This window comes from Corallococcus sp. bb12-1 (genome assembly GCF_026626765.1).
Classification (GTDB): Bacteria; Myxococcota; Myxococcia; order Myxococcales; family Myxococcaceae; genus Corallococcus; species Corallococcus terminator.
Genome location: NZ_JAPNJZ010000016.1, coordinates 286673 through 299491, shown reverse-complemented (window position 1 = coordinate 299491; position 12819 = coordinate 286673). Strand labels below are relative to the sequence as shown.

Below are 12819 nucleotides of genomic sequence, written 5' to 3'. Positions count from 1 at the left end.
GCAGGTGAGGAAGTCGTGAGTTCATCGGGGGAGAGCAGTGACCGGTCCCTCGCGGACTTGATGGCGGGCGTCGCGGTTGTATTCCTGTTGCTTGCCGTCATCTTCATCCTTGAGGCGCGCAAGCAGAAGGAAGAGGCCATCCGCGAAAAGGAGGTGGCCATCGGGAAAGTGGACTCGCAGAAAGATGGCGTTCAAGCCTCACTCTTTTCGTTGAGGGATGACCTCGTGACGCTGGATGCCGAGCTCGATGGGGGGTTCATCGCGCTGAGCGGGCTGGATGGTGGCGTGAACGCGCTGGAGATCGAGTTCAAGAACCTCCAGTTTGGTCTCGGGCAATGCCGTACTCCTGCTGCATACGTCGAGCAGTTCGAGCGCGGCGCTGTTCCCCTCATTCATCGTGTTTGCGAGGCGGTGGATGCGATGCGTGATGCGGGAGCAGAACCTTCAATCATTCTTGAAGGGCACACGGATGATCGACCGTTTCTTGGGACCAGTGGCGAATGTGGTGTCCGTTACGGGGTCTCCCAGTTCAGCTTCGAGAACAATGTTCGCGCCAGCGCGTCACGTGCGCAGGAAGTGTTCTTCACGGTGCGCAGTCAGCTGAAGGACGCGGGGTATGAACGGGACTGCCTGGATGCGAACTTCGTGGTTTCAGGACGTGGGCAGACGGCTCCTCGTCCTGGCACGGCCGGGAACGAGCCTTCCAACCGCAGGCTCGTGATTCGCGTCCGCGGCGATCTGAGGCTGTAGGAGGCACCATGGGATTGGACTCCTGGCTGGATGAAGTGCGAGCGCGGCAGAAGACCTTCTTGGCGGGGCTAAGCGTCTTTCATCAGCAAATCGAGAATGGAGTGGCGCAGCTTGCTGTGCGTGTGGAGGAAGCCCAGTCGCGGTCAGACGATCGCGAACCGGAGCGATTGCAGCGGACGCGGCAGACACTCAACGTGGAGGCCGTGCTCAAGAAGCTGGACTCGCAAGACTTCTCAAGTCTCTCCCGCCGGGAGCAACGCGCCGTTCCAGCGTTGTGGCGTGAGGTTGGATTGGATCGCATGGACTGGTTTCTCTCGAGGAGCCCAGAGAGCTTGCCGCGTCTGGTCCGACAGCGCCTCCGGGATTGGAGTACGTCCGAGGAAAAGCCTCAGCAGGACGCGTGGGCGCGGCTGGCGGGCAAGTGCCCCGTGGATGCAGGTTCACTCCGGTGGGGGCTGCCCATGTCCATTGAGAGCGCCCTTGGGCAAGAGGGACCTCGAATCCTGGCGAAGCATTGGCTCAACCGGCCTCTCCAGGAGGCGGTCGAAATGCTCAGGAACCTGGGTCTCAAGCCGGGGGTGAACTACACGGGGCACGTCGTGGCCGAGCACCTGCGCCGCAGACTCCAGGGACGACAAGACGTCTCGGAGGGCTTGAAATTTCTTGTGGACGACCGAGTCGGACGGGCTTGGATGCCGCACAACAACATGGATAACGTTGCAGCGACAGCTCCGCTGGAGGCACGCGTGGCCGTGGTCGCTGCTTCGCTGGAGTGTTGGGCACGAGGTCAGGCCGAAGCAGGGGTTCGGGGGCGACTGGAGGAGCGTCTCATCGCCAGGGACAGTGTTTTCGTGGATCCGCGGCTCACGGAATTGACCCATGCGTGGACGCTGGTCCGAGGTCTTGCTGAATCCGCTTTCGATGCCTTTCTGACTGTGCTCATCCAACAGGACCTGGAGTTCTTCTTCGAGCGGGCAATGCACGAGGAGGACCGCCGTCGGTTCTGGTTGTGCTATCTCGGTTCCATTCGCAGAACTACGTGCTGGCTGGACTCAGCAACATACGACAGCTTGGCTCGAAAACTGGCGACCTTGCCCGCCGAACAGCAGGCTGCTTTTCGAAGGGCGAAACGTTTTCCTGAGGGGGCAGTGAGCGCGTTCTGCCTCTCGTTTGACCGCTACTCGGTGGTGGAGTTTTCCCAGACGAACAACGCAACGTTTATATATCCACAAGGCGAGTTGGAGCGAATGCGGAAGGGCAAGAATATTGATCACGCTGACCACCTCAAGGATCAGACCGGTGCCTATCGCGTGCGCAAGCTGATCCATCTCCCCAGGTGGGAACTCAGGTTTGAGCAGGAACTTCTTGGCCTGGGCATTGAGCGGGATAAGTCTGGGCGGCGAATAGGAAGCTGAGATTCAACCGGCGCTCTGTGTGCTGCGCCGCCTCCAGAGACGGAGCGTCACCAGGAGGCCCAGGGCCGCGAGGCTTCCGCCGGCTTGCGAGCAGCCTCCACCGGAGGAAGGACGGCCGGGCTCCTCGGGTTCGGGCTCCTCCGGTTCCGGATCCACCGGCTTCTGGGCGCACGTCAATTCGAAGTCCACGTGCAATGGCGGCAGCGTGAGGTTGGCGTGCTCCAGTGTTCCCTGGAGCGTGGCCCGGTGGCGGCCGGGCGCGAGGCCGGTGTTCGGGGCCTGGGGTTGGAGCTCTTCGCAGACGGTGTAGAGGAAGAACAGCCTGCGGTTGTACTCGTACAGGCGGGTGTCGAAGTTCTCTTCACCCGTCGCGGTCACCCCGCCGTGCTTCGCGTAGGACCAAGGTGCTCCATCCACCTGTACGGTCCAACTCACCCACGGCAGGAAGGGCATCAACTCTGGTGACGGCGTGAAGCGCAGGCTGGTGGAGTCGCCCTCCTGCTGCGTGTTTCCACAGTTCGAATCCGCGTCGACGACGAAGGTTCCCCGGCGTGGCGTCTGTGCCGTCAGGCTTCCCAACGTCGTGGGCAGCGGCAGGGCCGCGCCCGCGGTGAAGGTCGTCTCCGCGGTCTGGGTCCCCTGGTAGGAGCAGACGCCCGTCGCCTCCAGGCGATACTCCGTCCCCTCCACCAGCGGTGCCTCCGGGACCAGGACCTGGGTCGAGTGGGCGCCCGCTGTCACGGTCGCCGACACCGGCGTCCCATCCTCCAGGAGCAGCCGGACGGTGGTCGGATCCACGCTCTCCAGCAGCGGTGGGACGACCACCAGACCCGGAAGGTTCGTGGGCACGCTCCCGCTGTCCGGTGGAAGCGGGAAGCGGACCCCTCGCATGCAGTTGGGCGCGACGCAGGCTCGCGCCGAAGGCGGGAGGACGACTCCCATTCCCAGGAGGAACATTCCCACCGTCACCGATTTCCAGGCGTGTCCGAGCATGCCTCATCAGACACCCGAGACCGGTGGAATGGGACAGTGCTCAGGTCCGGCGCGTGCGGGAGCGGTACCGCCAGAGTTGGAGGGTGGTGAGGAGCCCCATCGCAGTGAGGCCCCCGCCTGCCTGGGCGCAGCCTTCCTCCTTGGGAGCAGGGTCGACAGGGTCGGTGGGGTCGGTGGGGTCGACAGGGTCAGTGGGGTCGGTCGGGTCGGTGGGGTCGGGGGCCTTCGGGCACGTCTGCGTGAAGGAGACCTCCATCGGTGGGAGGGCGATCCCTGAGTGTTCAAGCACCGGTTGCAGCGTGGCCACATGCACTCCGGGCGCGAGGCCCGGGTCGCTGGGGCGCTCGACGGCCGCCGAGTCGTCACAAACCGTGAAGAGGCGCAGCAGATCGCGCGTGAAGATGAGCCGGTTCGCGACGGTGAACTCGCCCGTGGGGCCCACGGCGCCGTGCTCCGCCTGGGCCCACGGCTGGCCATCCACCTTCAGCGTCCAGTGCACCCACGGAAGAAAGGGCACCAGCTCCGGCGAGGGGGTGAAGCCCAGCACCCGCGTGCTGCCCTCCACCTCCACCGAGCACATCGCGCCGCCGTAGACCTGCAGGGGCCCGTGCTGTTCAGTCCCGGCCTCCAGGACACCTGAAACACCTGGCAGCGGCAGCGCCGGTCCCACGGTGAAGGTCGCGGCCTCGGTCTGGGACTCGTGGGTGCAGGGGCTGGCGACTTCCATGCGATAGGTGTTTCCGGGAACGAGCGGTTCGGTGGGCACCAGGGCCGCGCTTCCGAGGGCGCCGGAGGTGACCGTCGCCTCCACGGGAGCGCCCTCCGCCGTGAGCAGCCGGACGCTTCCGGTGTCCAACGTCCTGCGGAAGAGGTGCACGGCCACCAGGGCGGGCACGTTCGCGGGCACGTCCCCGGTCGCGGAGCGTGCGATGCGGACATCCTTTCCCTGGCAGACGGGGCCGCCGCACGCCTCCGCCGAAGGTGGCAGGACTCCGCCCAGTCCCAACACGAACGTCCCCACTCCCAGTGCCTTCCAACCCGATGTCCTCATGGAGGTTGAGACACCCGGGGCCGGCAGGTTGGGACATTGCGACCGTTCGCCCCCCTGGCTCGACCGCTGGACCCGAGGGGCCCCACCCCGCAGGACCGGGGACCGACACTCCGGGCATGCGACGCGGACTCCTCCTGGTGTTGGCGGTGGCGGTGTGGCTCCCCATGATCCATCGGGTGTTCCCGCCCGGTGACCTGTCGGAGCTCGCGGGAGCGCTGGCTTCGCGCCAGCGCGTGTTCTCACTCCAGGAAGAGAGCGTGGAGCGGGACGTGCTCCACCGCACCAATCCGGAGTGGGACCTGATGGTGCGCACCTTCTCCGTGCTCTCGTTCGCGAACCTCGCGCTGTCGGAGCCCGCGCGGAAGGCGGAGCACCTGGCCGTCGTGGATGCGTGGATTGCCCGGACGCTGCGCGACGAACGCCGGGCCCACGAGGCCTTCTTCCTGCCCTACGTGAACGGGGCTCCCTTCCGCGACCCGGCGGGGCGCAGCCTCTTCGTGGATGGGGAGCTGGCGTTGATGCTCGCCGCCCGTCAGCTGATAGAGCCCCGCGCGGACTACGCGCCGCTGCTGCGCGAGCGCGTGGATCTCATCACCGGCCAACTGGAACGCGCGCCCGTGCTCTCAGGGGAGAGCTATCCCGACGAGGGCTGGACCTTCTGCAACACGGCGGCGCTCGCGGCGTTGCGCCTCTCCGACCTGGTGGATGGGCGAGACCACGGCCCGCTTCTGCGCCGGTGGGTGGTGTCCGCTCGCGAGCACCTGATGGATGCGAAGCAGGGCCTGCTCGTGTCGAGCTTCACCTACGAAGGCGTGACGAAGGACGGGCCGGAGGGCTCCACGCTGTGGCTCGCAGCGCACATGCTCCAGGTGGTGGACGCGGACTTCGCTCGCGAGCAGTACCAGCGGGCCCGTCAGGCGTTGATGGGACAGGCGCTCGGATTCGCGTGGGCGGCGGAGTGGCCGGCGGAAGGGGAGGCGGTCCAGGACATCGACTCCGGGCCAACCATTCCGTGGGTGAATGCCAATGCGGGCTCCAGTGGGCTGGCGCTCGTGGGGGCGGCGGCGTTCGACGATGAGGAAGTGCTGCACGGCCTGCTCACCAGCCTCCACTTCGCGGCCTTTCCGGTGCGGGATGAGACCGGATTGCGTTTCGCCGCGGGCAACCTGCTCGCGGACGCGGTGCTGCTGTACTCGCTGGTGGAAGGTCCCCTCTGGCGTCTGGCCATGACGTCGCCTCGCCTGGAGTCACACCGATGATGCGCCGTCCCTTCGTGCTCGCTGCGCTGGGCCTCTTCGCCGTCTTCCTGTTGCTGCACCTGACCGGAGGCCGCCAGTACGTGGGCGTGCTGTCCGGCACGGTGATGGGCGGCGCCTGGGGCGCGAGCTTTGGCCTGCTCTATGTGCTGGCATGGTTTGGCGCGGTGCTGGCCGCGCCGGTGTTGCTGCTCGCGGGGCTCCTGGACGGTGTGCTGGACCGCGCGTCACGTGCGAGGCCTTGAGGACGCGCCTGGGTATCAGCGCCGGTACGGCGTGCCGCCCTTCATGACGAGCCGCACCTGTCGCACGGCGGAGATGTCCTGCGTGGGGTCTCCCTCCACGGCGACGAGGTCCGCGAGCAGGCCGGGCTTCACCTGCCCGAGGCGGTCCTCCCGGTGCAGCATGCGCGCGTTGCCGGAGGTGGCGGCCTGGAGCGCCTGTGCGGGCGTCACGCCCTGGGCCACCAGCAGCTCCAGCTCCCGCGCGTTGTCCCCGTGCGCGAACACGCCCGAGTCCCCGCCCACGCACAGGGGCACGCCCGCGGACAGCGCGGCCTTGAGGCCCGCGTTCTTCTTCTTCAGCGACTCCGGCTCCGGATCCACGCCTCGCTTCCAGCCCCGGTACTGGAGTTGCGCGTCGCCCGCCGCGAGGGTGGGGCACAGGAACACGCCCCGCTGGGCCATCAGCTTCCAGACCTCGGGCGTGCCGCCGTCGCCGTGCTCGATGCTCTCCGCGCCGGCCAGCACCGCGCGCCGCATGCCCTCCGGCGTGCTGGCGTGCACCGCCACCGGCCGGCCGCCGCTCTTCGCCGTCTCCACGATGAGACGCATCTCCTCCAGGGAGAAGGTGGGCAGGGCCTCGCCATTGGGGCCCCAGCGGTAGTCGCCGTAGACCTTGATCCAGTCCGCGCCGCGCCCCATCTGTCCGCGCACCGCGCGAACCAGCCCATCCACGCCGTCCGCTTCCTCCGCGCCCTGGGGGACCGCCCATTCGGAGGCGAACCTCTTGGGGCCGTAGCTGCCGGTGGCGACCAGCGCGCGCGTGGTGACGAGCATGCGCGGGCCCGGGATGATGCCCTGGTCGATGGCCTGCTTGATGCCCACGTCCGCATCGCCCGCGCCCTCGGTGCCCAGGTCCCGCGTGGTGGTGAAGCCCGCGAGCAGCGTGGCCTTCGCGTGGTTCGTGGCCCGCGCCACCCGCAGCGCCAGGGACTCCTTGAGCACCTGGTCGTTCCATGACGCCTCGTTGTACGGGTGCAGGAACAGGTGCGAGTGGCCCTCGATGAGTCCGGGCAGGAGCGTGGTCCCGGGCAGGTCGATGACCTCCGTGCCCTCGGGCGCCTTCACGCCCTGAGCGGGACCGGCCGCGACGATGCGCTCACCGGTGACCAGCACCGTCCAACCCGTGTGCGGCCTGGGCGTGGTGCCGTCGAAGACGCGCGCCGGACGCAGCAGGTACGAGCGGGGAGGCGCGGGCGCGGGCGACTGGGCCCGGACGGACGCGGACGCGATGACTGCGAACAGGACGGTGGCGAGAAGCTGGGAGCGCATGGCGGAGGACACGGTCGAACGGTGACCCATTCAATGCCACACTTGAAAGGTCGGAATGCTCATTTCTGGTGCTTCTCCAGGTCCTGCGGCGTCAGGGAAGGAACCAGGGTGAGTTCGCCGGACGCTTCTCTCCAGACCGCGTGGGTCCTCCCTGCGATCCTGACCAGGGTGCCGACGTTCTGCCCCGGCGCCTGCGATAGCCATTTGCGGGCGTCCGGCATCGAAACGAACTCCTGCTCGATAAGGTTCTCGTCGGTGGCGGGCGCATCCGCGTCTCGCAGATACATCCTGAAGCCGTCGAGCATCGACAGCTTGTGGAGGTAGTGCAGCCCGTAGGCAGCGATTCGCAGGACGCGCTCTTCCTCGGGGCTCGACGCCTTGGAGAGCCGTTCCATGACAGGGAAGAGGGCGTCAAATTCGAAGTCGTCGAGAGGGGAGTCCATGGGGCCGATGCTATTAGAGGGCGGCTGCGAGGGGTATGAGAATCAATGTTCCCGAACCACCAGTTCCTACGATGAACGCAGCCCCTGCAACGAAAAGGACGGTCCCAACCAGCAGCACCGTCCTGTTCTCATGAACCCAGTCCCGCGCATCTCGCATCGAGGAGAATGATACGGGACTGGATTTGAGTTCGTCGATGCACCGCATGTACTTCTTAAGGCAGAGGTTTGCGCAGTACGTGCCGTAGCTTTTATCGCCTTTTTTGTAAGGCCAGGGTGGCGGTGAGTTCCAGCACGTCCTGAAGCACTCAATCTGCTCCTGGTCGCAGTCCCTGTTGGTGCTGGTGAAACGGATGAAGTCCTGAATCCTGTTGTCGGTCCTGACGGGTGTTGCCGTGCCGAAATCGAGAGCGTCCTCCCGTCGGATTGATTTCTGGTCGGCACTGCACGCAGTGCTGATGAGTGCGAGTGCCCACAACAGGGATTTTCCACATGCCAGGAATGGGCGACGGGAGGCACGCACGGCAGGACGTCGACGCAGTGTCATGTCAACTCTCAGTGGGGTGCTGGGCCGCTGGCATCATGATGCTTGGGTGGGGTGAGGCGTGGGCACCGTCAAGCCTGGTCCGGCGCCGCCGCGTGGCGACGACGCCAGACCTGGATGACTCACGTCACTGTTCCAGCGAGCGGAACACCTTGGTGTCCCCGTCGTAGTTGCCGGGGTTCCAGTACACCTTGTCCGCGCCGCCCCGGCCGTCGATGTCCGCGAAGAAGAAGCCGGCGTTCTCCGAACCGCTGTAGCCGGTGTTGTCCATCACCGGGTTGCCCGCGAAGTTCGTCCCGGCGCTCGGGTAGATCTGCATCCGACCCTGGCGGAACGTGGGGCGCCAGAAGAGCTTGTCCGCCTTGCCATCTCCATCCACGTCCGCGAAGTAGAAGCGCGTCGTGTCCACGCCGCTGGTGCCCGCATCGTGGGCGAACGCGAAGGCGAAGGCCCCCGCTCCGGTGGACCGGTACACGCGCGTGCGGCCCCCGTCCTGGGCGGGGTTCCACAGCACGCGGTCCGCCTTGCCATCCCCATCCACGTCCGCGAAGTACACCCGCGTGCCCTCGCTGGTGTTCGCCCCCTCCGTGCTCCGCACCGCCGCGCCGAAGGACGGCGTCGCGCCGCACTTCGCCACGAAGGTCTCGAAGGCGCCGCTCCGCTCCTTCGGATTCCAGCGCAGCAGGTCCGCGCACCCGTCCCCCGTGACATCCGCGAAGAACAGCCGCGTGGACTCACTCTGGCTGGCGGCCTGGAAGGCGGAAACGCGGTCCCCGAAGCTCCCGTCGCACTTCGACGGGTAGATGCGCACCTCGCCGTCCCCCAGCGTCGGCCGCCAGAGGACCTTGTCCGCGCACCCATCCCCGGTGACGTCCGCGAAGAAGAAGCGCGTGGTGGCCACGCCGCTCGTCGCGCCCGCGTTCTTCACCGCCGTCGCGAAGCCGCCGTCACACTTCGACTTCGCCACCCACGTCTCGCCCTCGCCCACCGAGTAGTTCCAGGTGATGCGGTCCGCGCAGCCATCCCCCGTGACGTCCGCGAAGAACAACTGCGTGGACGCGGAGGCCCCACTGGGTGTCGGGGAGAAGGTGGAGCCCGCGGCGAAGATGGCCGGACGGAGGGTGGCGAGCACCGGGTAGTGGTCCGACGGCGTGTTGCCGCCGCTCTCCGTCCGGTCGATGCCCGGCGCGGACGAGGTGAGCGCGCCCCCGTTGTGGAAGATGTAGTCCAGCCGCGAGTAACTCGTGGACGGCGTGCCGTCCCACGCGTTGTTGAACGTGGCGTCGTCCTCGCCCGTCGTGCCGTCGAAGCGCGCGGTGCGGAACAGCTTCGCCCCCGCCTCCAGGTCCTCGATGGTGCTCTCCCCCGGCGTGGACTGTCCCTGCGCGTCCGCGTTGAAGTCGCCCATCGCGATGACCGGCAGGCCACCCGGCTTCGAAGCCAGGAACGCGGCCATCTGCGCGGCTTCCTTGATCCGCCCCAGCGAACACTCCGCCGCGTAGGCGAAGTGCGTGTTCGCCACGAAGTACACCTGCCCGGATGTCAGGTCGCGCAGACCCACCCAGGAGATCTTCTTGCCCTCCGCGTGGCTGAAGCACGTCGCGCTGGCGCTGTAGGGATTGACCAGCGCCTCGTTGCCCTGGCCCACCTCGGGGGCAATCTCAAAGCGGCTCTTCTTGAAGAAGATGAGCTTCGGACTGCCACCGCCCGGATTGTAGACAGCATAGGGCTTGTCGGTGCCCGTGAGCCCCGCGATGAGGTCCGCAGGCACGCTGGGCCCACCCGCCGGGGCCTGCGCCTCCTGCACGCCCACGACATCCGCGTTGTTCGCGAGGATGCGCTGGATGACCGCCGCCTTGCGGTTGGGCCACGCACGCACCCCCGTGTCCAGCGGCCCCCGCACGTTGTACGTCATCACCCGGAAGGCCCGGTGGCCCGTCACCGCCGCCGCACGGGCCTCCCCGAGCAAAGCACCGCTGGAGGGCAGGTCGGCGCCCTCCTGCGGACCACAGGCACACACCATGGACGCCAGCACGAAGGCGCGCACGAAACCGGTTCGGAAGAATCGCATGACTGCGATTATACGTGTAAAACGAGTAAGAGCTATAATTCCGCCGTCGCGCGAAACTTCCGGGATGTCTCACGAAACGCCACGGGCCGCGCCCGGCATGGAGACCGGACGCGGCCCTGGGCTGGCGGACGAATGACTGCGATTGCGGCTACAGGCGCACGACGCGCCTGAGCCTGAAGGGCGGGCCCGACTCGCTCATCGTGTAATAGGACGTGCCGGTGGGGTCGTACTCAATGGCCTCGCCCTGGCCCTCCACGGTGTCCGTCAGGGAGACAGGCGTGGCGGCGAAGGCGGTCTCGAACGCGGCGCCCGAGGCGGCGCGGAACTCATACACCTTGCGGTACGTGCGCAGCAGGAAGCGGTTGGCGCACGGGTGGATGTTGCCGGAGGTGGCCGCGGCGAAGTTGGAATCGTCCGGGTTGGTGGGCAGTTGGATGTTGGCCACGAAGACGAGCGTGGACATCGTGCCCGGGGTCGGCAGCGGCTGGGGGAACTTGTAGACCTTGCTCGCGCCCGCGTAGGACTTGGTGACGATGTAGATGTCGCCGGTGGTGGGGTGGACCATGATGGTCTCCGCGTCCTTGGGCGAGTCCGGGTACTGGAACGGGAAGGCCGTCGCGGTGAGGTTGCCGCTCGTCTGGCCCGCGCCGATGTTGGGCTCCGGGATGCGGTAGACGGCGAACGTGGACGGCGGCGTGGGGAAGTTGGCGCTCGAGCGGCCGATGTCGCCCATGTAGATGCACTGGCCGGTGGGGCACGGGCCGGTGGCGACGTCCTCCCAGTCCGCGGGCGTCACGTTGGACACGTTGAAGGTGCCCAGCGTGGCGGCGTTCGCCGTGCTGATGCCGACGATGGCGGTGGTGTCCTCGTTGTGCACGTAGACGACGCCCGGCGTGAGGCGGCTCGCCGCCAGGCCCGACGGCTCCACGATGGCGGTGGACGCGACGTTGCCCTGGGTGGTGTACGTGGTGGCGAAGGTGTCTCCCACGGTGCAGGACTCGGCGGCGTCCGCCTCGCGCAGCGCGACGACCTGCGCGATGTTCGTGTTCGGGTACGGCGACGAGCCGTTGAACGAGCCCTGGGCCCCCGCGGCCGCCAGGCTCTTGTAGGCGACGTCGTAGAGGATGGCGGTGGACGGGGACACGAGGCAGGTGTCGACCGGCTCGGTGAAGCCCGTGGGCGGGACGATGGGGCTCGCAGGGCACGTGCTGCCAGCCCACAGCTGCGAGCCGAACCACACCGCGACGCCGTTGGCGGTGCTGGTGGAGAGCGGGGGCGTGATGAAGCTGGCGGTGGTGCCGTTCTTCTGGCCCGTATGCGCGTCAATGGGGTTCGTCGGGTTCGCTCCGGAGAAGGCGGAGATGCTGCCGGCCAGGTTGCTGGCCAGGTCCAGGGTGAACGCGTAGCTGGCGGGCTCGGACGCGGTCGCGACCTTGTAGAAGACCCACGCCTTGATCTGCGACGCGCTCTGGTCCGAGCGCAGGAACGTCCAACCCGCGGGCGGCGTCGCCACCGCGGCCACGACGTTGCGGTTGACGATGCGCGCCAGCAGCACGTCCCCCGCGACGGTGCCGGCGGGCTTCGTGAGGGTCAACGTGGTGAGGCTGATTCCGCCCGCGGTGCTGCTGCTGCGGTAGGCGATGGTGGACAGCGCCTGTTGCGTGCTTCCCACCTCGGCGGAGACGCCGTCCTGTCCGGCCTGCTCGGGAACAGAGGCGGGGTCCAGGTCCTGCGGTCCACAGCTCGCGAGCGCGAACAGCGACACCGAGCACAGCATGCGTGAAACATTCCGATTGAAGAACTTCAAGGTCACTCCAGACTGGATGGTGATGCGAGACAGACATCCACGAGAACCGACGGCGTTCTCGCTTTCGCTGGAAGTTGTCGAGAAGGGCGAAGGACTGTTGCGGAATTCCCGCACGTTCTTCGTTCACGTCGCCCGGGAGTGCAAACTTCCGCGAGGAGCTGTTTTGAAAGGCCCACGTGTTTCAATTCCGCACGGCTGCCTGTCCGCTGGTGGACCGACGGCTGCCGTTGCCCGCGCCACGCAACGTAACGGCCCGGCACCTGGAGTGTGGCCTTCCCTCGCGTGCGCGGGTGTGGAAGACCGTCGCTCATGATGCGCCATGCTCCCGCCACCGAGCGAAACCGCGAACCGCTCCTCGCCGTCCTGAAGGAGGTGCTGCCTGCCTCCGGCGTCCTGCTGGAGGTGGCGAGCGGCACCGGCCAGCACGCTGCCTTCTTCGCCAGGGCCTTTCCGGGGCTGAGCTGGCAGCCGACGGATGGGGATCCGGGGTCGCTGGAGAGCATCGATGCGTGGCGTGTGGAAGAGGGGACGCCCAACCTGCTTCCCGCGCGCGTGCTGGATGCGAGCTCCGACGCGTGGCCGGTGGAGCACGCGGACGCGATGCTTTGCGTGAACATGATCCACATCGCGCCGTGGGCGGCCTGTCAGGGATTGATGCGGGGCGCGGGACGGGTGCTGCGCCCGGGAGGGCGGCTCGTCCTGTACGGGCCCTACTTCGTGGAAGGCGTGGTGCCCGCGCCGAGCAACGTCGCCTTCGACGAATCGCTCAAGGCCCGCGACGCGGCCTGGGGGGTGCGCGAACTGGGCGCGGTCACCGCCGAGGCGCTGCGACACGGGCTTGCGCGGGAGCGCGTGGTGGAGATGCCGAGCAACAATCTCACGGTCGTGTTCGCCCGGTAGGACCTCTCACCGGGACGGCATCCGCGCGCCGTCCCGGCG

11 protein-coding genes are annotated in these 12819 nt (G+C 67.4%); 5 read left to right on the top strand and 6 right to left on the bottom strand.

Going from position 1 to position 12819, the window contains the following annotated elements:
* Positions 1-750 (top strand): hypothetical protein (locus OV208_RS20350; protein ID WP_267575507.1); only part of this gene is annotated, 750 nt, incomplete at its 5' end.
* Between the two features lie 8 nt (positions 751-758).
* Complete coding sequence (locus tag OV208_RS20345) at positions 759-2165, top strand: EH signature domain-containing protein (RefSeq protein ID WP_267575506.1); 1407 nt, start codon at positions 759-761, stop codon at positions 2163-2165.
* 3 nt (positions 2166-2168) lie between these two features.
* Here the strand turns inward: OV208_RS20345 and OV208_RS20340 are convergent, their stop codons facing one another.
* Positions 2169-3014, bottom strand: coding sequence for a hypothetical protein (locus OV208_RS20340; RefSeq protein ID WP_267575505.1), 846 nt, complete (start codon positions 3012-3014; stop codon positions 2169-2171).
* 184 nt (positions 3015-3198) lie between these two features.
* The gene (locus OV208_RS20335) at positions 3199-4179 is read right to left on the bottom strand and encodes a hypothetical protein (RefSeq protein WP_267575504.1); all 981 of its coding nucleotides are present in this window, start codon (positions 4177-4179) and stop codon (positions 3199-3201) included.
* Positions 4180-4325: 146 nt separating this feature from the next.
* On the opposite strand from OV208_RS20335, the gene OV208_RS20330 reads away from it, so the two are divergent.
* Complete coding sequence (locus OV208_RS20330) at positions 4326-5468, top strand: hypothetical protein (RefSeq protein WP_267575503.1); 1143 nt, start codon at positions 4326-4328, stop codon at positions 5466-5468.
* The gene (locus OV208_RS20325) at positions 5465-5710 is read left to right on the top strand and encodes a hypothetical protein (protein WP_267575502.1); all 246 of its coding nucleotides are present in this window, start codon (positions 5465-5467) and stop codon (positions 5708-5710) included. The genes OV208_RS20330 and OV208_RS20325 overlap by 4 nt, the downstream gene beginning before the upstream one ends.
* A 15-nt stretch (positions 5711-5725) precedes the next feature.
* Here OV208_RS20325 and OV208_RS20320 read toward each other — a convergent pair whose 3' ends face one another.
* The 4 genes from OV208_RS20320 to OV208_RS20305 form a co-directional block, all read right to left on the bottom strand.
* The gene (locus OV208_RS20320) at positions 5726-7048 is read right to left on the bottom strand and encodes a metal-dependent hydrolase family protein (protein ID WP_267575501.1); all 1323 of its coding nucleotides are present in this window, start codon (positions 7046-7048) and stop codon (positions 5726-5728) included.
* Positions 7049-7077: 29 nt separating this feature from the next.
* Positions 7078-7461: a hypothetical protein gene (locus OV208_RS20315; protein ID WP_267575500.1), complete on the bottom strand. Its 384-nt coding sequence runs from the start codon at positions 7459-7461 to the stop codon at positions 7078-7080.
* Positions 7462-8129: 668 nt separating this feature from the next.
* Positions 8130-10073: an FG-GAP-like repeat-containing protein gene (locus OV208_RS20310; RefSeq protein ID WP_267575499.1), complete on the bottom strand. Its 1944-nt coding sequence runs from the start codon at positions 10071-10073 to the stop codon at positions 8130-8132.
* Between the two features lie 148 nt (positions 10074-10221).
* Positions 10222-11886 (bottom strand): cell wall anchor protein, encoded by a 1665-nt coding sequence (locus OV208_RS20305; protein ID WP_324291395.1) that lies wholly within the window; start codon positions 11884-11886, stop codon positions 10222-10224.
* Between the two features lie 303 nt (positions 11887-12189).
* Between OV208_RS20305 and OV208_RS20300 the strand changes: the two genes are divergently transcribed.
* On the top strand, positions 12190-12780 hold the full coding sequence (locus tag OV208_RS20300) for a DUF938 domain-containing protein (protein ID WP_267575497.1): 591 nt from the start codon (positions 12190-12192) through the stop codon (positions 12778-12780).
* The last annotated feature ends 39 nt before the right edge of the window (positions 12781-12819 follow it).